The organism is Melioribacteraceae bacterium (assembly GCA_019638015.1).
Taxonomy (GTDB): Bacteria; Bacteroidota; Ignavibacteria; order Ignavibacteriales; family Melioribacteraceae; genus JAHBUP01.
In genome coordinates, this window is sequence record JAHBUP010000001.1 from 2,947,838 (window position 1) to 2,971,897 (window position 24,060).

Annotated in this window: 17 protein-coding genes; 5 read left to right on the forward strand and 12 right to left on the reverse strand. The window is 33.8% G+C overall.

Translation table 11 applies throughout. The features are described 5' to 3' along the window. The first annotated feature begins 12 nt into the window (after nucleotides 1-12). The 3 genes from KF816_12685 to cimA are packed head-to-tail and all read left to right on the forward strand — an operon-like array spanning nucleotide 13 to nucleotide 3,501. A complete protein-coding gene (locus KF816_12685; GenBank protein MBX3008871.1) occupies nucleotides 13-1,308 on the forward strand; it encodes a 3-isopropylmalate dehydratase large subunit in 1,296 nt (431 codons plus the stop codon). A 21-nt stretch (nucleotides 1,309-1,329) separates the two neighbouring features. Next, nucleotides 1,330-1,887 carry a 3-isopropylmalate dehydratase gene (locus KF816_12690; GenBank protein MBX3008872.1) on the forward strand — a complete coding sequence of 186 codons (558 nt, stop codon included), beginning with the start codon at nucleotides 1,330-1,332 and terminating at the stop codon, nucleotides 1,885-1,887. 27 nt (nucleotides 1,888-1,914) lie between these two features. After that, nucleotides 1,915-3,501, forward strand: a complete 1,587-nt coding sequence (gene cimA / locus KF816_12695) for a citramalate synthase (protein ID MBX3008873.1) — start codon at nucleotides 1,915-1,917, stop codon at nucleotides 3,499-3,501. Between the two features lie 23 nt (nucleotides 3,502-3,524). On the opposite strand, the gene ccsA (KF816_12700) is transcribed toward cimA, so the two are convergent. The 4 genes from ccsA (KF816_12700) to ccsA (KF816_12715) are packed head-to-tail and all read right to left on the reverse strand — an operon-like array spanning nucleotide 3,525 to nucleotide 7,192. Beyond that, nucleotides 3,525-5,927, reverse strand: a complete 2,403-nt coding sequence (gene ccsA, locus KF816_12700; GenBank protein MBX3008874.1) for a cytochrome c biogenesis protein CcsA — start codon at nucleotides 5,925-5,927, stop codon at nucleotides 3,525-3,527. Between the two features lie 17 nt (nucleotides 5,928-5,944). Next, nucleotides 5,945-6,334, reverse strand: coding sequence for a cytochrome c maturation protein CcmE (locus tag KF816_12705; protein MBX3008875.1), 390 nt, complete (start codon nucleotides 6,332-6,334; stop codon nucleotides 5,945-5,947). Between the two features lie 3 nt (nucleotides 6,335-6,337). Beyond that, complete coding sequence (locus KF816_12710; protein ID MBX3008876.1) at nucleotides 6,338-6,487, reverse strand: CcmD family protein; 150 nt, start codon at nucleotides 6,485-6,487, stop codon at nucleotides 6,338-6,340. A gap of 3 nt (nucleotides 6,488-6,490) precedes the next feature. Then, nucleotides 6,491-7,192 carry a cytochrome c biogenesis protein CcsA gene (gene ccsA, locus KF816_12715; GenBank protein ID MBX3008877.1) on the reverse strand — a complete coding sequence of 234 codons (702 nt, stop codon included), beginning with the start codon at nucleotides 7,190-7,192 and terminating at the stop codon, nucleotides 6,491-6,493. 164 nt (nucleotides 7,193-7,356) lie between these two features. Between ccsA (KF816_12715) and KF816_12720 the strand changes: the two genes are divergently transcribed. After that, nucleotides 7,357-8,451, forward strand: a complete 1,095-nt coding sequence (locus tag KF816_12720) for a SpoIIE family protein phosphatase (protein ID MBX3008878.1) — start codon at nucleotides 7,357-7,359, stop codon at nucleotides 8,449-8,451. On the opposite strand, the gene KF816_12725 is transcribed toward KF816_12720, so the two are convergent. The 5 genes from KF816_12725 to KF816_12745 form a co-directional block, all read right to left on the reverse strand. After that, nucleotides 8,442-10,007 carry a sel1 repeat family protein gene (locus KF816_12725; GenBank protein MBX3008879.1) on the reverse strand — a complete coding sequence of 522 codons (1,566 nt, stop codon included), beginning with the start codon at nucleotides 10,005-10,007 and terminating at the stop codon, nucleotides 8,442-8,444. The genes KF816_12720 and KF816_12725 overlap by 10 nt on opposite strands. Continuing rightward, on the reverse strand, nucleotides 9,995-10,411 hold the full coding sequence (locus KF816_12730) for an ATP-binding protein (protein MBX3008880.1): 417 nt from the start codon (nucleotides 10,409-10,411) through the stop codon (nucleotides 9,995-9,997). The genes KF816_12725 and KF816_12730 overlap by 13 nt, the downstream gene beginning before the upstream one ends. Nucleotides 10,412-10,541: 130 nt before the next feature. Then, entirely contained in the window at nucleotides 10,542-10,733 is a 192-nt protein-coding gene (locus tag KF816_12735; protein MBX3008881.1) for a DUF2892 domain-containing protein, read from the reverse strand. A gap of 21 nt (nucleotides 10,734-10,754) precedes the next feature. Next, the gene (locus KF816_12740) at nucleotides 10,755-12,209 is read right to left on the reverse strand and encodes a hypothetical protein (protein MBX3008882.1); all 1,455 of its coding nucleotides are present in this window, start codon (nucleotides 12,207-12,209) and stop codon (nucleotides 10,755-10,757) included. Nucleotides 12,210-12,312: 103 nt separating this feature from the next. Continuing rightward, nucleotides 12,313-14,871: a TonB-dependent receptor gene (locus KF816_12745; GenBank protein ID MBX3008883.1), complete on the reverse strand. Its 2,559-nt coding sequence runs from the start codon at nucleotides 14,869-14,871 to the stop codon at nucleotides 12,313-12,315. Nucleotides 14,872-15,078: 207 nt separating this feature from the next. Here KF816_12745 and msrA point away from each other — a divergent pair, with 207 nt between their 5' ends. After that, the gene (gene msrA, locus KF816_12750; GenBank protein MBX3008884.1) at nucleotides 15,079-15,732 is read left to right on the forward strand and encodes a peptide-methionine (S)-S-oxide reductase MsrA; all 654 of its coding nucleotides are present in this window, start codon (nucleotides 15,079-15,081) and stop codon (nucleotides 15,730-15,732) included. A 14-nt stretch (nucleotides 15,733-15,746) separates the two neighbouring features. Here the strand turns inward: msrA and KF816_12755 are convergent, their stop codons facing one another. Genes KF816_12755 through KF816_12765 form a run of 3 tightly spaced genes read right to left on the reverse strand, consistent with a single transcriptional unit; the run spans nucleotide 15,747 to nucleotide 24,059 of the window. Continuing rightward, complete coding sequence (locus KF816_12755) at nucleotides 15,747-16,805, reverse strand: N-acetylmuramoyl-L-alanine amidase (protein MBX3008885.1); 1,059 nt, start codon at nucleotides 16,803-16,805, stop codon at nucleotides 15,747-15,749. After that, nucleotides 16,787-20,296: a UvrD-helicase domain-containing protein gene (locus KF816_12760; protein ID MBX3008886.1), complete on the reverse strand. Its 3,510-nt coding sequence runs from the start codon at nucleotides 20,294-20,296 to the stop codon at nucleotides 16,787-16,789. Before KF816_12760 ends, KF816_12755 begins: the two co-directional genes overlap by 19 nt. Beyond that, nucleotides 20,289-24,059, reverse strand: coding sequence for a HAMP domain-containing protein (locus tag KF816_12765; GenBank protein MBX3008887.1), 3,771 nt, complete (start codon nucleotides 24,057-24,059; stop codon nucleotides 20,289-20,291). Before KF816_12765 ends, KF816_12760 begins: the two co-directional genes overlap by 8 nt. Nucleotide 24,060: the final 1 nt, after the last annotated feature.

Genomic DNA, 24,060 nt, shown 5'->3' on the forward strand with positions numbered 1-24,060 from the left:
AAAGGATATAATATGGGAATGACAATCACAGAAAAAATATTAGCTAAATCGGCAAAGAAAAATTTTGTTACGCCCGGTGAAAATGTTTGGCTCGATGTTGATGTGCTAATGACACATGATGTTTGTGGACCACCTACAATCGCAATCTGGAAAAAAGAATTTGGGGAAAAAGCGAAAATATTCGATAAAGAAAAATTAGTCATATTTCCTGATCATTACATTTTTACTCAAAATGCACATGCAAATAGAAATGTTGATATTCTTCGTCAATTTGCCGCTGAGCAAAATCTCCCAAATTATTATGATGTTGGAACCGAGCGATATAAGGGTGTTTGCCACATAGCCCTTGCAGAAGAGGGATATAATGTACCTGGTACTGTTTTATTTGGTACCGATTCTCACACTTGCACAAGCGGAGCTTTTGGGATGTTCGCTACCGGTGTTGGCAATACTGATGCCGCTTTTATTTTGGGTACCGGCAAAATTTGGGAAAAAGTACCCGAATCAATGAAGTTCATATTTAATGGGGTAATGCCGAGTTATTTAACCGCAAAGGATTTGATACTTCAGATTCTTGGCGATATTACAACCGACGGGGCCACATACCGCGCAATGGAATTTGACGGTGATGCAATATTTTCTCTATCAATGTATGAAAGAATGACTTTAACAAATATGGCAATTGAAGCAGGCGGTATGAATGGAATTATAAAAGTTGATGAGATTACAAGAGAATATTTAAGGGAAGTTGGGATTACTAAATTTGATGAATTTGAAAGTGATGCGGACGCCAATTATCAATCTAAATATGTTTATAACGTGGAAGAGATTGAACCTTTAGTTGCAAAGCCGCATAGCCCAGATAACAGAGATATAGTTCGAAATGTAGCCGGTACAAAATTGACAAAATGTTATATTGGCTCCTGCACCGGCGGTAAAATAACCGACTTTCAATTCGCGGCGCAAATATTATTCGGCAACAATGTAAAAGTACCAACCTTTGTTGTTCCGGCAAGTACTACAGTTGCAAAACAACTATCGGAAGAAACCCACAAAGGAATTTCACTTAAAGAGATTTTTGAAAATTCAGGATGCATAATTGCTGAATCATCCTGTGCCGCATGTTTGGGTGGACCATCAGATACTATTGGAAGAAGTATAGATGGTGATGTTGTAATTTCTACCACCAATAGAAATTTTCCCGGCAGAATGGGAAGCAAAGCATCAGGTGTTTATTTGGCATCTCCGCTAACCGTCGCGGCTTCAGCGGTTACGGGTGTTATTACTGACCCGCGAGATTTTTTGTAAAATTTTTATTTTGAGGAAATAATGGAAAAAGTTATTAATGGATTAGCATACGTTCTCGGCGATAATATCGATACTGATCAAATTATACCTGCCGAGCATCTTGTGTATTCAACGAGTGATCCGGAAGAATTAAAAAAATATGGGCATTATGCATTATCAAGCGTACCAATTGAAAAGGCAGGCTTACCTAATGGCGGAATTCCCTTTATTGATGGTGATAATCACTCATCAAAATTTCGAATAATTATCGGGGGAAAAAATTTTGGATGCGGTTCATCGCGCGAGCACGCTCCCCTCTCGCTTCAAGTTGCTGGAGTTAAAGTAGTTGTTGCTCAATCTTATGCCCGAATTTTTTACCGTAACTCTGTCGATGGTGGATTTATAATTCCTTTTGAAAGCGAGATTCAATTAAATAATAAAATTAAAACCGGTGATGAGATTGAAATTGATTTACCGAACAATTTATTAATTAATAAAACTTCGGGTGAAAAATATAATTTGAAACCACTCGGCAGTGTTTTCGAAATAGTTGATGCCGGAGGATTATTCGAGTTTGCCCGCGCTACAAAGATGATTTAGTTTTTTAAAACCAAAATTGAGTAGAATATGGAATCAAATCTGATAGAACTTTTTGATACAACATTACGTGATGGTACACAAGGAGAAGGTGTTAATGTATCTGTTCAGGATAAATTAGTAATTGCTCAAAAACTTGACGATTTCGGGATTGATATAATTGAGGGAGGTTGGCCCGGCAGCAATCCAAGAGATGAGGAATTTTTTGAGAGGGCAAAAAGAATAAAACTGACTCATGCGTCGATTTGCGCATTTGGGTCAACCGCCCGTTTTCCAGATAAGATTGATTCCGATAATAATTTAAATATGCTGTTGAAAGCTGAAAGTCCCTACGTTTCAATATTCGGTAAAACATGGCTCTTTCATGCAGAGAAGGGATTAGGCTTAACAGCAGATGAAAATGAGGAGCTGATTTTTAAATCAGTTAAATTTTTGAAGGATCATGGAAGAACAGTTGTTTTTGATGCCGAGCATTTTTTTGATGGATACAAAGACAATAATGGATTCGCGATAAGAATGTTGAAAGCGGCGCAGAGTGGCGGAGCGGATGTGATCACACTTTGTGATACGAATGGTGGATCGCTTCCGGGTGAAGTTTATGATATTGTTATTGATGTAAAAAAACAATTAAGTAAACCAATTGGGATTCATGCACATAATGATGGTGAACTTGGCGTAGCAAACTCGCTTGCCGCAATAAGCGCGGGTGCTGTTCATGTTCAAGGTACAATAAATGGGGTAGGTGAAAGATGCGGAAATGCAAATTTGATAAGTATAATTCCTAATTTGATATTAAAGATGGGAAAGAATACAAAGCATAATTTAGCTTTGGAACAATTAACTCCCCTTTCTAACTTCATTTTTGAAATAATGAATTTAATTCCCAATACGAGAGCGCCATTTGTCGGGAAATCAGCATTCGCACACAAAGGTGGAATACATGTAAGCGCCGTATTAAAAGACAGCCGCATGTATGAACATATTAGTCCGGGAACAATCGGCAATAAACAACGTGTGCTAGTTTCAGACCTTGCAGGGCAGAGCAATATTCGTTATAAAGCAAAAGAGTTTGGGGTTGATCTTTCCAATGAAAATGAGCTGAGTAAAAAAATAGTAAATCATATTAAATCGCTTGAGTATGATGGCTACCAATTCGATGGAGCCGAAGCATCATTTGAATTAATTTTACGAGAGGAGACGAATGAATTTTCACCCTACTTTAAGACTTTAGACTCCAAAATAAGTGTCACTTTTGATAATCAAAAAAATTCAGTTGCCGAAGCTGTACTGAAAATAGATGTGAATGGAGAAATTGAACATACTGCGGCAAACGGTGATGGACCTGTAAACGCATTGGATAATGCTCTTCGAAAAGCATTAACCCGGTTTTATCCCGAAATTTCTCAAATTGAACTGATTGATTATAAGGTTCGTGTGTTAAATGAAAAACATGGTACCAGCGCAAAAGTTCGAGTATTAATAGAATCAAGTGATGGACAAGAAACATGGTCCACAGTAGGTGTTTCGCAAAATATAATACAGGCTAGCTGGCAGGCTTTGTGTGATAGTGTAAATTATAAATTATTCAAGATAAAGAAACTAGAAGCGGCTCAGTGAGCCGCTTTTTATTTCATTAATAATTAAGCGTAAGACTCTTTAGACCTTCTGAATGCCGCAATAATAAATCCTAATGCCATTACAATAACCCCGATCCAAACTAGACTTATAAATGGTTTTATACTGGCTTCAATTGTCAATACTTCTTTCAGTTGAGCTGTGTGAGATTTAGATTCAGTACCGTCCAAGTTAGAAAACTCTAATTCAACTTTACCCTCATTTGCGGTCATTGTGATAATTGATACGCGCAAATTCGCACTTTTAGATTCGGCAGGGATATATGTTGGACCCTCCCCGGTATTCTGCATTACCGGTTGTAATGATTCAGTTTTACCATTACTGGTTACTTTAAGATCGATACCTATTTTAAATCCTCCTCCGCTCATCATCGATTCCATATTCTCGGGCATAACAAATGAGTTAAATAAAATTTTAGTACCGTTATAATCAAAAGTCTCCCCTTTTTTCATAATGACGGAATGATTATGATCGCCTTCTTCAGTACCGTCTGAGTAACTAACGGGCGCGATATAAAAATCTTTTGTTAAGCCAACCAATATATCGGGCTCACGCATAAGACTATTATTAAACTCAGCAACAAACATAACTGGTTTTATAACATTTACTGAACTACCTTTTTTAACTTCAACATTGAAATAGTATCGTTTTCCATTATCAAACGGTTCATAACCAAGGAAAGAAAGTTCATGCCCATAAACATTTACCTTTTCACCTTTTGTAAGATCAACTTGTTTATGCTCAGAATGACCACCAGTTGCGAGAACACCAATAAAGAAAATTGCTATACCGATATGAGCGACATATGCACCCAGAAAAGATTTCTTCCCCTTAAAAATTTTATAGGCAATTTCACCATTTACAAAAAGAGCGAAAGATGATGAATAAGCAAGAATAATAAGCATTACATCATTCAAGCCACCAATAATTACAAATGAGGCGGTCAATATTAATGCTGAAAGAATAGCAAATCTTGATTGTTTCCATAAATCTTTCCCCTCGGTATGCTTCCACTTAAGGAGAATACTGAAGCCATTTAGAAATCCAATTATGATTGCAATTGGAAGATTGAGCTCATTATAAAATTTAATTTCAACTGTTTGCCCAAAAATTGGTGCACTTGTTCCAACAAAAACTATAATTGCAGAAGCAATCAATGCTACGGCACCAGTAAATAAAGCTAATTCTCGAGATAAAACATTTTCTTCGAATGAAAAATTCTCTGTTAAGTATTTCCATCGATACGCAATTCCACCAATTCCCAGTAAAGTAAATAGCCCAAGAAAAATAACCAAGAATAGATAAACCGTCATTCCAGGATCAACAAACGAGTGAACTGAAGCATCGCCTAGAATTCCGCTTCGCGTTAAAAATGTGCTGTATAAAACAAGTATATAAGTGAGGATACTTAGGATAAGATTAGTTTTCACAAATCTTCCGCTTCCCCCTTTATCTTGAGTTTTCTTTTGAACAAGTAAGGTATGAATTGATGCAACACCAATGATCCAGGGTACTAGAGAAGAGTTTTCAACCGGATCCCAGCCCCAATAACCACCCCAACCCAATACACCATAGGCCCAGTATCCGCCAAGCATAATAGCAGCTCCGAGAACCATTGTGCCTGCTAAAACCCATGGCAATGATTGTTTTACCCAATCTTTATATTCATTTTTTAAGATCGCAGCAAAAGCAAATGAAAATGGAACTGCCGACATTGCAAAACCAACAAACAATATAGGTGGGTGTATCTGCATCCAAAAATTTTGAAGAAGCGGATTAAGACCTTTCCCCTCAATAATAAAATCATTAACGGCAATATTGTTGGCTGTAAGTGTCGCATATAATTCTTTTCCCATTTGAATAAAAGAACTACCCGACTGAGGATCGTTGAACATAAAACTTTGCAATGCAGGCATACTTAAAAATGCTGGGTTGATACTTTTTAGATTAATGAAATCTTGATCCATCCAGATATAATTAAAGGGTGACTTTAAAAGTGGATTAAGCATGATTAGTAGGAAAGATAAAACCAGAGAAAAAATAACCATTACCCTCGGTTCTAAATCTCCTCTTTTTGAAGTATAGTCGAGAAGTATTAATCCAACGATCGCAGTGAAAAGTGTCCAGAGCATAAAACTTCCCTCTTGACCAGCCCAAAAAGTAGAGATAAGGAGACCGATTTGAAGATCACTTCCACTATAGTTATAAACGTATTTATATTGATACTGATGAGTTAAAATTGCATGAAGTAAAAAAGCAGATGCTGCAATAATTAAAATAACAGTAGCATGGAATGACAATCTAGCAATTGAAAGAGTATTATTGTACCCTTTAAAAGTTAAATAATACATCACAACACCAACCACTGCGGTTAGTAAACCGAGTGTTAAAATAATATTTCCTATCATTTGTGTCTCCTGACTGCCTATGAATTAGCGCTTTGAGTTGCCTGATCTTGATATTTTGAGGGACATTTAGTTAGAATTTCAGTTGCCTGAAAATTGCCATTAATGTACTTTCCTGTAACAACTACACTTGTCGATGATTCAAAATTATTTGGAATCATTCCTTTATAATAAACACGCATCTCGTTTCCTTGGTCATCTTTCATGTAAAAAGAAAAAATGTTGTTGTTTTTATCGAATGTATAATTTTTCTCTTTCACCCAGCTTCCCGTAGCTTTAATCGTTTTTTCGCTGTTAATCACTTTTGAAAAATTATTTTCGTATGAAACGTTTGTTTGTGTAAAAAGGAAAATCATAATTGCCATAAAAACGACAATTATTATTCCTCCAAAAATGTATTTATTATTCATTTATTATTTCTCCTTTAATTCCATTTCAATTTTTTTGAGACGCTTGTCAGTATTAAGAACAAATAAAAATATCCCAAGCCAAACGACAAGTACTATAAATAGTACAATATAAATTGCATTACTTTCAAGAAAACCTAAAAATCCGTTTTCCAAGACCTACCTCACATTCTGTTTAACAAGATTATCTTTCATGATCAAAGTTTTGTATCTAATTTTCCAAATCCATAAATAAAGCATTGTAAATGCAATAAGCGAAAGATAGAATATTACCTGCATATTTAAATTCATTTTGAAGTCAACAACCGGTCCTGCATTATCATCATTTGCCGAGCCGGGGTGCAATCCGGTCATAATCCTTGGCATAATAAAAATGAAAAAAGGTACAGTTAAAAAAGCGATTATTGAATAAACTGCTGAAAGACTAGCTCTTTTATCTTCATTTTCTATAGCCGATCGAAGCGCAAATAGTGAACCGTAAATAAGTAGTAGAATAAAAATACTCGTTTCGCGTGGGTCCCAATGCCAAAAAGCTCCCCATGTAAATTTTGCCCAGATTGAGCCGGTAACGGTAGCTAAAACACAAAAGACCATACCAAGTTGAAGAGCGGCATTCGATTTGGAATCGTAGTCTAAGTCCTTGCTTCTTAAATATTTAACCCCATAAATCATCGCCATTAAAAAAGCAAGAACAGATAACCAAGCAGTTGGAACATGGAAAAAGATAATTTTAGCTTTTTCTTCCAATCCCGGTATAAATGGAAACTCAAACCATGCTTTTGGCTGCTCAACGATTGGGAATGAGATCCCAGCAATAATTACAAATGACATCAGGACAAACAGAATTATTTTCCAAACCATTTAAACATTTCTTCATTTATTTTGAGACAAAAAATAGGAAACTATGTCTTGATATACAAAATATTCCGAAAACTGACCTGGTCAAAAATATTAACATAACCTATGATCATCTACTAACATTTTTGATTAGTTTTACGTCCAATATTTAGTATTTTGAGAGAAAAGTGTCAGAATCGAACCCTATAAAAAGGATATTTGATCTTTATACCAGTGATCTCAGTTATAATGAAATAGAGAGGTTGGTAAAAAGAGAAGCTGGAGAAGTATATGAATTCTTCTCAAAAGATATTCCAAAAGCAGATCAAACAAAAAGTAAGTTTTATCGCTCTCTAATATTTATCCGCAGTTTGTTTAACGCATTCATCTTAAAATTGAGCCCCGCAAGAAGAATTTTTTATTTTGCTGCTCTTCTCTTCTTTTTTGTAGGCTATAGTCAGCCGAGCAATTTTTACCTAATACTAAGTTTTATAATTTTTAATCTGTTGCTTGCTTTTGAATTGGCAGATAAACTTTCTGCAAGAAGTGAGTTGGATGTGGCTAGGAAAATCCAATCAGATATTATTCCTAAACATGGAAATACAATTAATAAATTTGAGATAGCATCATATTATGAGCCTGCACGAGAAGTAGGCGGTGATTACTTTGATCTTGTTGAGAAGAATAATAAAACTTATTTATTTGTTGGCGATATATCAGGCAAAGGTATGGCAGCCGCATTATATATGGTAGTTGTAAAATCTATTTTTCATCTATTGCTCGATTCAATCTCCGATCTTAAAGAATTGATAATTCTGTTTAAGTATCATTTTTCGAAAAATCTGCGAAAAGAAAATTTTATTACTCTAAATACCGCATTAATTAATGAGGATGGCTCTTTAAAGGTAATTAGGGCCGGTCATGGACCATTATATCACTATAAGAGTTCTTCACAAACCATTGAATCTATTGCTCCTCCAGGCATTGGTATTGGGTTTAATGATAGAGGCGTATTTGAGAAAACTCTCGAGGAAATTGAGATACGAACAGAACTAAATGACATACTCTTCTTTTTTACCGATGGTGTAAATGAAACAATGAATGAAACACATCAAGAATTTGGTGAAGAAAGAATAAAAATTTTAATAAAAAATAACGCCTTTAGAACTTCTGATGAGATTAAAAATATTTTACTCTGGTCTGTTAATCAATACAGAGGTACTACACCTCAATTTGATGATTTAACTTTTGTAATACTTAAAGATATTGGGCATCATTCATAAATTCGGAATAATTCATTATCTGGCCTGATATCATCGTAGATCTTTTTTAATGAATAAAATGCAGTTTGATTACCTCTTTGTGCGGCATTTCTATAATATTTCACTGCCTGTGCTTTATTTTCATTTACCCCAATTCCATTTTCAAAACAATATCCTAAAGCGGTCTGGGCCAATACCGCCCCTTCATTTGCCAATTGAATAAGTGTATTAATTTCATTCTCACTTTTCTGAACAGATGAGTCAGTAAGGCTCAATAATGCCATTCTAATATTCGCTTCCCGGCTACCTAAATCTTTTGCGATTGTCCAGTACTCAATTGCTTTATTTTTATCTTTTGGAACAATGGTCCCGAGTGAATGAAGAAGTCCCATTTCAATTAAGGAAGGAATATGATTTGCTTTCGCTGCCGACTGAAGAAGTGCAAGTGCCTGTTCGCTCGTTATCTGATTATTAAACCCTAGAGCCGCTAATGCCGAATAAATAAATTTCGCTTCAGAGAAATTATCTTTTACTCCCTTCTGAAGTATTGAAATAAATAAAGGATTCTGAGACATTTTAAATAATGATTCCCCAGCTTTAAAAGAACCAAGTCTGTACGAACGTAAATAAGAAATTGATGATCTAACCAAATCTTTTTCAAATAAATAACCTAATTCGTAACACCGGCCAATTATTAAAAGTGCTTCCGGGCTACCAATCTCCGCGGCATAATTAATCAGTCCAACTGAGGTTGTATCTTTGATATGTAGTGAATCACCTACCTCATTTATTCCCAAGTACTTCTTTAATTCTGCTTTATCTTTTTCAATAAGATTTTTAATAAACTCTTCATTATTTAACTCATTAGATTTATCGCCACTCTCGAAATCAAAATAATCTAATTCCCAATTAGTATTCATCAAATTGGAAGATTCATCTGCCGTTTTATTAACTTGTATATCGATTGAATCGGCTTGAAGCGAAGGGATAAACCCACTTTTCAAGAGCTGGTCTAAAGCTAATTTGGCATCTTTATTATTAGCCTGCGTAGCCAGTTTCAAATATCTATAAGATTCATTCAAATTACGGCTTACGGTCAAGTTATCTGTATAAATTAAACCGAGAGCTAATTGAGCTTCAGCTAAACCTGAAACAGCGGCTGCTTTAAAATTTTGAAAAGCCTCAAACGGATTCCATGGAACTCCAATTCCATTATAAAGCATTATACCATAATTAAATCTTGCTGCTGGAAGGTTTTGATCGACTGCTTTGCGAATCCAATAAATAGCCTTAACTGTATCTGCACTAAATCCATTGCCGAGAAGGTACCTGATACCCAGTTCATGCTGTGCAAATGGGTCGTTACGATTAGCTTCACTCACTAATAAATAGCCTGCAATAAGAGAATAGGATGGATATTTTGCCTTAATTAATGGCTGACGGCGCGAGAAGTTTTCACGAAACGCTTCGCTTCTTGTAGAATCCTGTGCAAAATTATTTTCAACAAATAACGTTGAAAGTAAGATGAGGCAGATGAATAATTGTTTAGATAGATTATTAATAATTAGTAGAGCCACTTTTTTAATGCAAAGTAATTTTCACCATTAATTGAATAATAACTCATTTCATCCATAAGTTGTTTTATGATGAACAAGCCCATTCCTCCTTCAGGAAGATTATCAATATCGGAAGGATCGAAATCCAGTTCACGAACATCAAGATTTGGGCGAGGACTGCCGCTATCAACGATTACAATATTTAATAAGTTATCAATTTTGGAAACTTTAACTTCGATGAGATGATTTGGTTCCCCTTTGTACGAATGTTTTATTACGTTATTTATTGCTTCGGTTAAAGAGATAGTTATGGCGTTGCAAGTAAATTGTTCAACTCCCTGGTTGGATAAATGAGCAATTATTTCATCAATACAAGGACCTACTTGATCATAATCACTTAAAAGGCTGAACTTTTTCTCAGTCACTTCTTCACTATTGAATTTTATACATCAATATAAAAAAGTACTGCTTAACTCAAAAGCATCAAATAAAGATATTTTGAATTTCCCCTACAAAGATGACCTAAAAAAACCAGCACATGTGATACGCTATACTCTATTTTTCTTTTACCTTACACGTTGAAATCCCAAAAGGTAAGTAAGCCGGGCATCTTCTCATAAATGCCGTGGCGATCGGTATTAACCCTATCAAACCCCATAAAGATTCGTACGCTATGCCAATTGCAAGGATTAATATTCCAAGAATAATTCTAAGGTTACGGTCTACACCACCCACATTCTCTTTCATGCATACTCCTATTAATATTGATTATTTTATAAATGTCATGATTTTAGATTGAGCAAAACTATCGATTACTAATCTGTAACAATAAATACCGGATGCCAGTTCATATTGATATGATGCAAATTTCACTTCATGGATTCCAGGAATTTTTTCCTCATTTACCAAGAGCGCGATTTCATTTCCCAAAATATCATAAACTTTCAAAGATACTTTAGAGGTATTCTTACCTAATATTTTAGGTACAGAATATTTTATTGTTGTTTCGGGATTGAATGGATTGGGGTAATTTTGATACAAAACAAAATTATTATTTGCTTGTATTTCACTATCTATGGAGGTGGTATTAAAAAATTTCAATTTAATTAATTCCCACAATTCTCTGCTTCCCGAATCATATCCAAGTGCCCATAGTCCAATCCCTCTGAGTTTTTGTGTAAGGGCAAGTTCAAACTTTAACTCGATACTTTTTGAATCCTCAAACCAAATCTGATTCCACGTGGAATCTTTCCACCGCAACCAAGGAGTTTGTGAAATTTCATCCCATAAATATTCGGCACCTTTATAGTTTGATAAATCGCGGTGAAGAATTATTTTTTGCCAGTTGTTCGTTAATGAATCTGGATTAAATCTTTTAACCGGTGCGTATGGTCTTTCAGAATCCGTTTTCCAATAATTCCCATAATATGGCACACCTAAAATTAATTTTTTCGGGTTATAATCGATCACCGGCTTGTAATCACTTAGTACTGCTTTAGAAACACTAAAAAAAGGGCCAGAGAAAGGTGCAGTGGGGCCTGTTGTTTCACTCCAACTACCATAAAAATCATAACCCATTGCAAATAAATAATCACATTTTTCACTCATTCTTTTAAAGTCCCATTTCCCATCATTAACAATTGGAGTAGAAAATGAAATTTCCAAACTTGGATTTATATTTTTGAAATGATTACCGGCTAATATTAGAAAATTTATAACGACCTCACCTTTATCGGAATCCAGTAAATTCTCAAAATCAAAATTGATCCCATCTAAAGAGTAGGGAAATAAATATTTCGCAATATTATTAAATAGGTTTTCACGTATAAATGAATCGTTCATTAATTTATTAATCTGAGTTCCTTCGAAATTAGCAACCGTTAAAATAATTTTGCAATTATTATCTCGCGAAGAATTAATAACATCAATCCATGGCCAATTAATTGGAGGAGTAATATTGCCAAGACTATCAGCCTCAAATGCCATAATGGCTACATGTGTAAGTAAGCTATAATCAATTGTTTTATGAGTCCCGGCAAGATATTCCCAGTATGGTAAGAAACCGAAGACTGTTTTGGGTTCGCTTGCTTGTTGTTCAATCAAGCTATCTAAAGAAATATCCTTGAGTAAATTAATATCTTGGTGAGTGGGCTGTAGTGGAACGGCAATTATTACAAATGGGAAAACCACAGAAAGAATTTGAATTAATCTTTTCACCATCATGCCTTAATATTTACATTTGAATTATAATAAAATTTATGGAGAGTTTATCGGTAAGAAGATAGGGTTAATCTTTTTATAAAATGAAAAGATTAACCCCAATTCTCTAAAGTTCGTCTAACCCTTCTTCGATTCTTTCTCTTCGATTCTGGTCTTGAGTACGGCGTGATTCAATTCGAAATGAAATTCCTAAAAATGCCATACGCGAATCAAATCTTCTATCATTAGTAATTGAAAAACCAGTACCTATTGTTTCAGTATTGAATTTCCTCGTCTTAAATAAATCAGTAACTCTTAAAGTAAAAGTTAATTTTCCATCTAAAAATTCTTTTCGAGCCATCATATCCATAGCATACTGTTCCTGCATTTTAGTTTGAGCGGAACTTCCGAAGAACATTCCTCCAAATCCTCCACCCATACCACCTCCGCCGCCCCGGCCGCCACCGCCAAACATACCACCACCGCCAGTCGATAGTAAAATTGTTGGTGAAGAATAGGAGAAAATTAACTGCAGTGAAAAATCATTTGGAAATGTAAATGAGGAATTGAGTCGAGATACCCAACTATCTGTTGATCTTGTACCGCCAAGAGTTCCTTTATCTTCAACACTGCTGTTATAATATGAAAGAGTTCCATTTAATCTTAACCAGTCAGCAACAGGTTGAGTTAGAATAAACTCAAGACCGTATGATTTACCTTTAGAGACATTTTCAAATGTTGAATATGTAACTCCATTTGAAAGTAGCGTGCTGATAGTTGAAATAAGGTTTGTATTTTGACGATAAAACAGATTTGAAATTAAATAGGTCTTTCCGAATGCTTGGGTTAATCCCAATTCTACGGAGTTATGATACTGTGGTTTTAAATTTGGATTTCCAGCAGAAATATTCAGAGAGTCAGTTCTATCTATGTAGGGATTTAGCTGTCTGTTTTGTGGTCTATCGATTCGCCTACTATAACTTAACTGAATTTCATCGATATCGTTTAATTTATATCGTAAATGTGCTGTAGGATAAACATCAAAATAGTCACTCTCATAACTTTGATTTTTAGTTATAGAATTTCCTTCAACATATACTTGCTCAGCTCGCAAACCTATCTGTCCGGTTAAATCACCAATACCATTTGAATAAATTGCATATAAAGCGTGTACTAGTTCCTTATAATCATACTCATCATCGCCAAGTGAACTTAATCCCCAACTATTATTAGAGGCATTGTAATCAAGATATTTATTTGATGAAGTGAGGTCCTTAATTTGACTTCTGAATCCTGTTTCTAATCTACCCCATGAATCCATTGGCTGAATAAAATTAGCCTGAGCCAATATAAGTTTTTGAGCATTTGATGATAATGCATTTTGTCTGGTTGGTACTTGCAATGGCATACCCGAACCAACATCAAAATAATTTTGGTTAATGAACGAGTTATTATCCATCTCGCTAGTTGAGTACATAATATCAGCAGTAATCTCTTTCGCCCTATTTTCAAAATTCTTTTTATAACTAAGTGTATAATTTCCCGAATGATTATCTCTATCCGCAGTGCTTATTCTATCAAAGAAGCTAGTTAGGTTATTAACACCGGTGTAATTTTTGTTAATTATTGTACTTGAATTATCAAAATCACCAAATCGTAATTGTGAAGAAAGTGTAATAAATTCCCTTTCCTGCAAATAATAATCTATACCAAAATTTACGCTATGGTTTTTCATTTTGAAATTCCCATCAGTATTTTGATCGAGGATATTTGCCGAATTGCCTAAATAGGATGTTCTCAATGAGGTACCACCATTATAGGTGTTGAAAAATCTGCCATCATAACCGGCAAGGATTGAATAGTCATCATCTCTGATGCTACCATTTAATGAAGTATTAGCTCTGCCTTGTGAACCAAGATTACCCATTACATTGCCACTATAACCGAGATTTGATTTACGTTTTAATATAACGTTTATGATTCCAGCGGTTCCTTCTGGATCATACCTAGCCGAAGGATTGGTAACCAACTCTATACTCTCTATTGAACTTGCCGGAATTTGAGCTAGTACATCCGAGCCGCTAAATCCAGCTAAAGATGCGGGTCTTCCATCTACCAATACAGTAATATTAGTATTCCCTCTTACTGCTACACCGCCGTCAGCGTCAACCTGGACAGATGGAATATTTTCTAGCACATCTACAGCTGTTCCACCTGAATTTGACATATTTGCATCAAGATTATAAACTTTTTTATCAAGATTGAACTGCATTGTCTCTTTTGATGATTGAACAACTATTTCATTCATATTGACAGATTTTGGTTCAATTTTAATCTCCTTTAAATCTATAGTCCATGAAGAGGGATTAATTGTTAAATCACTAATTCTTTTTGTTAAATATCCGATGTAACTAAGATTAATATGATATTTACCGGGGAGAATTTTATCGAATGTGAATGAGCCATCTTTATTAGATACCGTTCCATTCACCATTACCGAATCTCTCGATCGGAACAGAATAATATTGCCATATTCTACAGGTGAGTTTGTTTCAGAGTCAATTAATAAGCCGGTTATTTTACCATTCGGTTGAAATTGTGAAGCATCCATTCTTCTTTGATTGTTTTGGGAGAAAATGGAAACTATGGGGAGGAGCAGAATTACGAAGAGAAAGTACTTTTTCACAACATATCCTTATTTTTTTTGTTTTAACATACTTTTTTACTAAAAGGTTTAATTTAGATGTGAAATTTAGTTATAAGTTTCAAATCTAGTCTGATTAAAATTTATAGCAAAAAGAGAAAAATTTTGAACCTCTCAAGGAGAACTATAATTACAGCCAATATGTTTTGAAAAGAGAGACACAAAAATTTTGATCAATTGAAAATAAAAATGAAAATATTATTCTCTTATGCGATTGGTTTATGCCTTTTAAGTCTAATAGCATGCAATTCAAAAGTAAATAGTAAACAAATAATAATCGAAGATGAGATCATAATGGATTCTAATAAAGTAACCGAGATTGCGACTCTGGGGAGTGGATGCTTTTGGTGTACCGAAGCAATATTTTTGAGAGTAAACGGCGTTTTGAAGGTACAAAGCGGCTATTCGGGTGGAAATGTTCCTAACCCGACTTATGAAGCAGTGTGCACCGGGAAAACCGGTCATGCGGAGGTTTGCCAAATTACATTTGACCCCTCGGTAATCTCTTTTACCGATCTACTTCAAGTTTTCTTTAATACACATGATCCCACAACCTTAAATCAACAAGGGGCAGATGTTGGCACACAGTACAGGTCAGTAATCTTATATCATTCTGAAGAACAGAAAAAAATTGCGGAGGGAATAATTTCCCAACTCGACGAAGAAAAAATTTGGGAGACTAAAATTGTTACTGAGATTTCTCCCTTCAAAAAATTTTATAAGGCAGAAGATTATCACCAAAATTACTATGCTCGAAATGAATATCAACCATACTGCAGCTTTGTAATTACTCCAAAAATTGAAAAATTCGAAAAAGTATTCAGTGATAAGTTAAAAAAATAAGATTCACCATTATTCTAATTATAAATAATCTCACCATTCCTGAATGAAAAACTTTTTTCGAATGGAAGATTGTGAACACCATTTTTGTTCGCTGTTATAATCCTCACCAAAAAAGTTTGGTCACTATTTAAAGAGATTGGAACAGCAAGCATTCCGGTTGATTCATCAAAATTATAATTGTTGCTCTGTTTATTTATAAAGACATCGATTTTTCTTTTATTTATCGGAGTCTTTGTTTCAATCTTAAAATTCATATTTATAATTAAACTATCCACCGAGTATCCGTAGTCTTTATATGTTACTACAGGTTTATCTGCTTTTAAATATTTACCCAATCCACGGTAAATTCCCCACGCTTGAATTTTATTGAATTCTTCAATATTGAGCCGTTGTTCTTCGTGACTACTAGTGTGAAATGCACATTCAACAAGCACTGAAGGAATTAATGTTCTGCGAAGCACCGAGAAACCATCTCCCGGATAAATAAAATAATCAGAGTAAGTGCCATCAAATGAACCTAATCCACCCGGGTTACGCATTACATAGGATAAATCTCGTTGAATAAATCTAGCCAAATCCCTCTCCATTGGTTCATACTCGTAATTTTCTTCAAGAGCATGGTAATACGTTGATGTATAATTAGTATAATCATCCTCCCACCTAGCAGGCGCATTATGATGAATACTTATGAACAAATCGGCTTTGCTATTATTGGCGAGTTCAGAACGAAATGCTAAAGGAACAGTTTTATCTGTATCTCTCGATAAGATTACTTCTCCGTTTGATAATTCAATAAAATTTTTGAGAAAGAGAGCAACTCGCAGATTCACATCCGCTTCAATAACATTGCCGGCTTTATTTGTATTTCTCCTATCTTCTCCTCCATGCCCAGGATCAATAAATAATTTTTTGCCGGTAAAATGAGGTTTAAAGTCCTCAATCGTATTCAAATATTTTTCCTGATCTTGAAGATCAGGGGGTACATAATAGTAAACAATTTTTTCACTTGAACATGACGCTAATGCTAGCATCATAGTAATACAAATGGTAATAACTAAATATTTTTTATACATAATTCTCCTTTTACAGCATACATGCACTTAGTGCAATGACTCAAATTTTGTGGATATGGACCTGATTCAATAGATTTTATGATTTTGTCGAAATGTGAATCATATCCCAATACTTCTTCCCTACTTATTTCCCACGATATTTTTTTATCAGGATATTCTAAAAATATCAACATTAATATGAAGGTAGAAATATGTGGATATAATTGTGAAATAATAAATGAATAATACTTTAACTGGGTCAAATAATTTTTGGCCCTTTCTAAAACTTGATTTTCAGTAATCTTATCAGTTTTATAATCGATTATTATAACTTGATTACTTTCAATGATTAGCTTATCAATAATGCCAAATAAATAATGCCCATATTTAAAACAGTATGCTTCATACTCATTGTAATAATTTTGGAATCCATTAATTTCAAAATAACTATCAGATTGCATCCATCTCAAAACTGAGCGACAAATCTCATTTTTATATTGCTCGAACATATCTTCCGGAATTATCGCTTTATGCTGAAGTAATTGATAATTAACACTCTGCTCTACTGATCCCTCCATAACATTCTCACTTAATATCTTATGAATAATAGCACCTTTTAACTGCGGGATTGTAACTCTTTCTTTATCCTCAATATCATCCTCGTTCACTTCATCATACTTCTCATAAAGAGTCATCAAAGGTTTGAACCCAAGTTCATAAGTCAGTTGATACTTCAGTTGGCATTGTTCAAACATATTAATTTTGGTAGCCGAAATAATCTCACGTTTCGATTTATCATCAATTCTAGAAAGCATAAATTTCTTTTGTTCAATTACTCCCACCTCTATATTAATACTTTCTTGATCATCAATATTCTTTACAATTGGAATCTCCATACACATTTGGCTGATTGATTCATTATTTGGCGAGGAGTAATCCAATTTTTTAACATTAGCTTCTAAAGAAATTGAATTAACATCCAAATCTGATGCAATCGCTGATTTCAATAACTCTATAAATGACGTTGAATCTCCCTTTGGCGATGAAGCGGTTAAATATAAGTGTTTAATGGCTCTTGTAGCGGCGACATAAAACAGTCTTTTAATTTCAGCCATATTTTTTTTTTGATCGATATAATTGTACAGTGCCCCAATTATTGGAGTTGAATAGTTCTTATAATAGTTATTTTCAGCTGGAACCTTTGTTAAAAATCCATACTTTTTATCAAGAGAAATACTTTTTGATTTTAAAGAATCGGATCTGCTTTCTACATCAATACCTACAACAAAAACAACTTTAAATTCAAGTCCTTTCGCCTGGTGAATAGTCATTATTCTTACTTTGTTATTCCCTTCAGAGAGCTGAGCGTGACCTTCATCCTCATTGGTCAGTATTTCTTTTTTTAATTCTTGGGTAAAATCAAATAGATGGCTGAAAAGTTTATCTGAATAATTTCTTGCAATCCGGATAATCTTATTGATGTTTGCGATATCTTGTTCGTCGTTTTTTCTACTAGCTATAATTGCCCAATAATTCGTTTCGTTTAGTATTTTTCTAATTAGCTGAGGTATGTCAACACTTTTTGTTAATTGAATGTTCGCGCTTATGATTTTGTAAGCATATTCATAATCAGAATTTTGAACAGCTGCTAGTTTTAATTTTTCGAATATTGAGTTACCGTTAAACTGATTCAGCTTTAGCAATTGACTATCGGACAAATTAAAGAATGGCGACCGGAGAACACCAACCATTGCCGCATCATCATCATTATTTAATAAGACTGACAAATAATTATAAATGTCGTAGATAACTTGCTGCTGATAAAAACCTTTACCTCCAATAATTGAATAAGAAATTCCATGTGCAGCTAATCTAGCATCAAGTGCAGCGAACATTTTCCTCTTTCTACATAGGATCCCCACTTCACTGTAATCATCAATCTCTCGTTTGGCGGTCAATTGTTTAATTTTACGCGCTATCAATTCCGCTTCTTCCAATTGTTCTCCTCCCAATAATATTTCGACAGAACCGAGAGTTTGAGAATTAGAAGCACAAATTAATTCAGAATATTCGAGCTCACCAAGTTCAGGATTATACTCCGTCAACATTCTTGAAAAGAGATAGTTAACAAACAAAACAATATTTGGATACATTCTAAAACTATGTGGTAGATTTAAGCTTTTTCCAGCACCAGAATAAGCGGCAATATCTAATTTTGTTCTGCTGAATATTTCGATTTCCGCATTTCGAAATCTATAAATGCTCTGCTTTTCATCACCAACTATAAATAGGTTTCCAGACTTAAGATACTCAACTATCGGCATAAATATATTATACTGGGTCTCATCGGTATCTTGGTATTCATCGATCATAAAATATTGATATTTCTTCTGCAATTCTTTTTTCACGTAATCGTTCCCTAAAACAGTTAGAGCATAAATCAATATATCGTCATAATCGATATATCTTTTACTCGTCTTTTTATCCTGGTACTTCTTAGTGGCTCGTCTAAAAACTTTATCAAAATGTTTCCCGAAAGCAATCAGTTCATACTCTTGTGGATCATTAAATTCGCCAATTTCGGAAAAATATTTCAATTCATTTAACACCTTTCCTAATAGTGTTGTATGGTGCTCATACTTCTCAATATTCTTTTTAAGATATTGTTTTTCTCTCAACTTGTTAGTTGTTGTAAAAATCTTTGAATAAATCGATAATGCAATTTTAATTCTTTGGAGGAATAAAGTTACCTTTTCATAATTACTCAGCAGATGATTAATTTCAATGGCATATTCACTCGTTGGATTATCTATAAGTACAAATGAATTAATTTCTGAGACTACTTCAATAAACTCCGATAAGGTATTATTAAAGTACTTGCCGCACTTCTCCTCAAAAAGTATTTTATAGTATTCAATAACTTCTGCATCAGTCTTCTGATATAACTCAAACGTAAACTGTTCAATTTGTTTTCTTTTTTCGATCGCTTTTATTAGCGACAAGATTAATTGGTTTTTTGAACCAAAGAGTCTCAGCAAATAGCGAATTGAAGTATTCAGTCCTTCGTCTGAATTAGATTCATTCAATACCTCTTCAATTGATAAGTGGATCAAATCATTAGCTATTTTCTCATCAACGGGGATAAAGCCTACATCTAAACCACATTCTGTTGCATACTCTTTTAGTATTGAAACACAAAAAGAGTGGATTGTTGAAATGTTTGATGATACTAGGTTTTGTCTTAAGAAGTAGAGTTTATTTTTAATCTTTTGATCTTTTTCACTATTAAATCTTTCTTCAGCCTCAATAGCTATCTTTCGTTGTAATTCTCCTGCGGCTCTCTCAGTAAAAGTAATTGCGACAATTTTGTTTATGTCAATTTCTTCATTAAGTATAATTTCAATAAAGCGTTTGGATAATACTAAAGTTTTTCCCGATCCGGCATTAGCGGTAAGTGATATGTGACTTTTTGTATCAAGTGCCGATAATTGATATGAGGTAAGGTTAGACATTACTATTCTTTGATAGTGTAATAAGAAAAGTTGTACCCGATTCACTTGATTTTTCCACAACAATATTACCATTAATACTTTCGATTATCTTCTGAACCATACTTAATCCTATCCCCATCCCATCATTTTTTGTTGTATAATTTTCATCAAATACTTTGTTAATATCTTCTTTGCGGATACCAATACCATCATCTATTATTCGAATAAAATATGATGCTTCATTTTCATCAACATTTATAATAATTATTTTTGATTCCGCTTGTATTGAATTACGAACTAGATTGATAAATAATCTGCTTATACTGTCTTTATCAGCATTTATCAATAAAGTTTCTAAATTAGCATTAACAGTTATATTTACATTTTCATCAGCGAAGAGTGTTATTACCTCATTAATTGAGTTTAGGATATCTACCTTCTTAATTGCTTGCTTTGGCATTCGTGCAAAGGCGGAGAATTCAGATGCGATATTAGTTAGAATATCGATTTGAGTAAGTACGGTTGTGGTTACTTTATCGAATATCAGTTCGAACTTTGGTGATTTATCGCGATATGCAATTATCAGTTGTTGTATTGAAAGCTTAATAGGTGTTAAAGGATTCTTTATTTCGTGGGCTACTTGTTTTGCCATTTCTTTCCAGGCTGCCTCCCTCTCAAGTAGAGCTATTTCAGATTGACCCTCATTTATCTTTTTAACCATTGAATTAAATCCGTAGATCAATTCACCTATTTCCCCCCGGTAAGTGTTCGTAATCTGCATGCTATAATCGCCGCTTCCAACTGATTTTGTTGCCTTAATAAGTTTTTGGATTGGACGCGAAATTTCCTTTGCCAACAGAGTACTAATAATTATTAATACTAATAACATGAAAGAGACCATCCCGAAAATAAAAAGGTCCAACTCACCCGCACCGAACTGAGCTTTATACTTATTGTTATAATTATCCAACTTCAATATATAAATTGGATTTGCCTCGAGATTTGAAAGTAAGACTATCTGCTCTTCATTCTCAATAACAAAGTGTTTCTTAATAGCTTCACTACTTAATTGCTTACTGACTAAATAAGGTAGGGACTTTTCTTGGAGTCCAGCATCAATTAGATCGTTATATGAAGAATAAATTAGTTTATCACCGGAATAAACAGAATAATTGTAACCAAATTTATTATGAATTTCTTCGAAGATAAATGTATCGTTTAACATTCCATCTGTATAGTAATCATAATAATAATCATTGATTTTTTGCGACATGGTTGACAAATACTCCTTAGTAGAATCAATTCTATTATCATCGCTAAGAATTCTAAAATATTGAGCTATACCAAAAAGTGGGAGAATTGAAACAATAATGAGCACAGTTGTAATTTTCGTGCGAAATGAAAATGCAAATAAATTAGACTTTCCGAAATTTATTAGTATGTATCCAGCAAGCACTAAAAGAATAATTATGGCATGAGTGAGGAACACTTTAAAGAAATTTGAAAGATTCCATGAAATATTTTCATATTCTTTAATAGTTATTATTCTTCCCCCATCCTCATTTTCGAGCACATATACCAGATACTTTTCGCCATCATAAAAGTAATTCAACCATCCTTCATTCAGATTCGATAATTCCATTGTGGAAAGGATATTGATAATTTCTTCATTTAAACTTATACGAGCATAACTTCTTACAATCTCCTCCTTCTGAAGCTCGAATAAATTGTACTTTGAGTACTCTAACTTATTTTGCTGTAATTGCGGATTGATTTTTTCTACAAATTCATAAACTTGACTGGGGAATAACTGCTCCGGATTTAATACTTCGATAAACACGTAACCACAAATTTCGCTTCCATTCCATAAAGGGATACTACCGGCTAATGTTGTTACTGGTTTAAATAAATTTTGATATTCCGCAACTGTCAATGAATCTTCAAAATTGCTGGCTACAGACATATTATTAAATTTAGTTGTAGCAAATTGACTAATTACTTCCTTTTGTGAGTTATAAATTTTGAATGAACATACAAGCATTTCCTTGGACAAAAGAGAACCGAGCCAATATTTATATGCCGCGGCACTATTATATTCCTTTTTAATTAACATGATTTTTAAGTCATTATCCTCACCTAGAAAAGTCAATGTTTGGTTAATCATGAACAATGTAAATTCTTTATTGACTCTCTTAATTTCATGGGCGGCTGTCTTTAAAGATTCCCGCTCTAATTCTGAATTGTAATAGGTTAATAAATTTATGGTGATTAAAGATGAGCAAAGCAAGGTGAGAACATAATACCTAATTCCCTCAAGCTTCGATTGTTGATTGAAATAAAATACTGCTACAATTACAAGAAGAAATACAACACGTATTATGGGGGTCCCTTGCGGTTCTCTTTGAAAATAATCAAATAAGATTCCCGCAATCTGAAACCAAACCAGCATGATTAATAATTTTAATTTTGGGCTTATAGAATTTGGAAGAATGCTATAGTTGACTTTCACAATTAATAAAGCTGCAATTATTCCGGCACTCCCAATTAGCAAGATATTTAAACTCATCAAAAATATTGGTGCGCTGGGAATAATTGTGAAATCCTTGAAGTAGAGTAAACTCGAATCAAAGATCACACTTCGGATTGAAGCCCCAATTCCTCTATAAAATAGTAAGATTAGAAAAGTTGCTAATACGAATAGTAGTATTACCGAAAATGGACTTCTTCTTTTAAATGAAAAATTGATACTCTTTGTTTTTTCATTTATTAAAGTGATTATTATAAATCCGGTTACCACAGTAATAAATAATTCTAAAGGAGAGCGGACTATTCCGAAACCGAATGTTGATGAAAAATTCGCAGAATCGGTTAATGAATTATTAAAGTATTTTGATGGTATATTGAAGTAAAACAAAACAATTCTCATCGCGATCAATGATGTACTCACTGTAATTAGCCATAACCACTCTTTGCTTTTAACTCTACCTATCCCTATCCATATCAAAATAAATAATGCAAGTATGAATAAAACAGATTGAGCCAAATAAAAATTTTCAGAAATCAATTGCAGTTCAGAATTGATAGAAGGTTTATCGCATACCGCAATCCCAATTTTTTGGTTGGCACTATTATTTATATCAACAATAAATATTCTTCCATCTCGGGGAACATCTGAATTATTAAATTGAATATTTATGCTTACATTATTCTGAATTGATAAGTTACTTGATAGGTCTAGAACAGCTTTACCACTGCTATTAAATGATTTATCATCTACTAATTTTCCTACAATCAAATAATATTTATCGGTTGCGAAATCAAACTGACTTAAACTGCATAAAAATGTTCGGAGTTTATTTTCAATTACAATTGTTTGTGGGAGGGTACTTAAATCTAGTTTATGAATGCTATTTTCGAGGAAGTTATCGTTATTCCAATAGATCAATTTTTGCGATTTATCAAATACAAGTATTGTAGCATTAAATTCCTTAGATTCTTCGAGCGCTTCAAAATAATCATCAATCGTAAGTTTTTTATCTGATTTATTTGCAAGGATGCTTAAAAATTCTTGTTGACTCTTAAATAACTCGTTTTCCTGTTCGCTAAAATACTCATGAATCGACAGCTTAATTTCGTTTATCCTATTGGATAGACGTTTTTCCCAATTGCCTTGAATGCTACTTATTAATCTTGGTAGTATAAACCCACTTAAAATCCACATGGATACAAAGACTGCTAATAAGATTAATTGTATCCTAAGTTTTGGGGTCAATTTTTCCAGCATC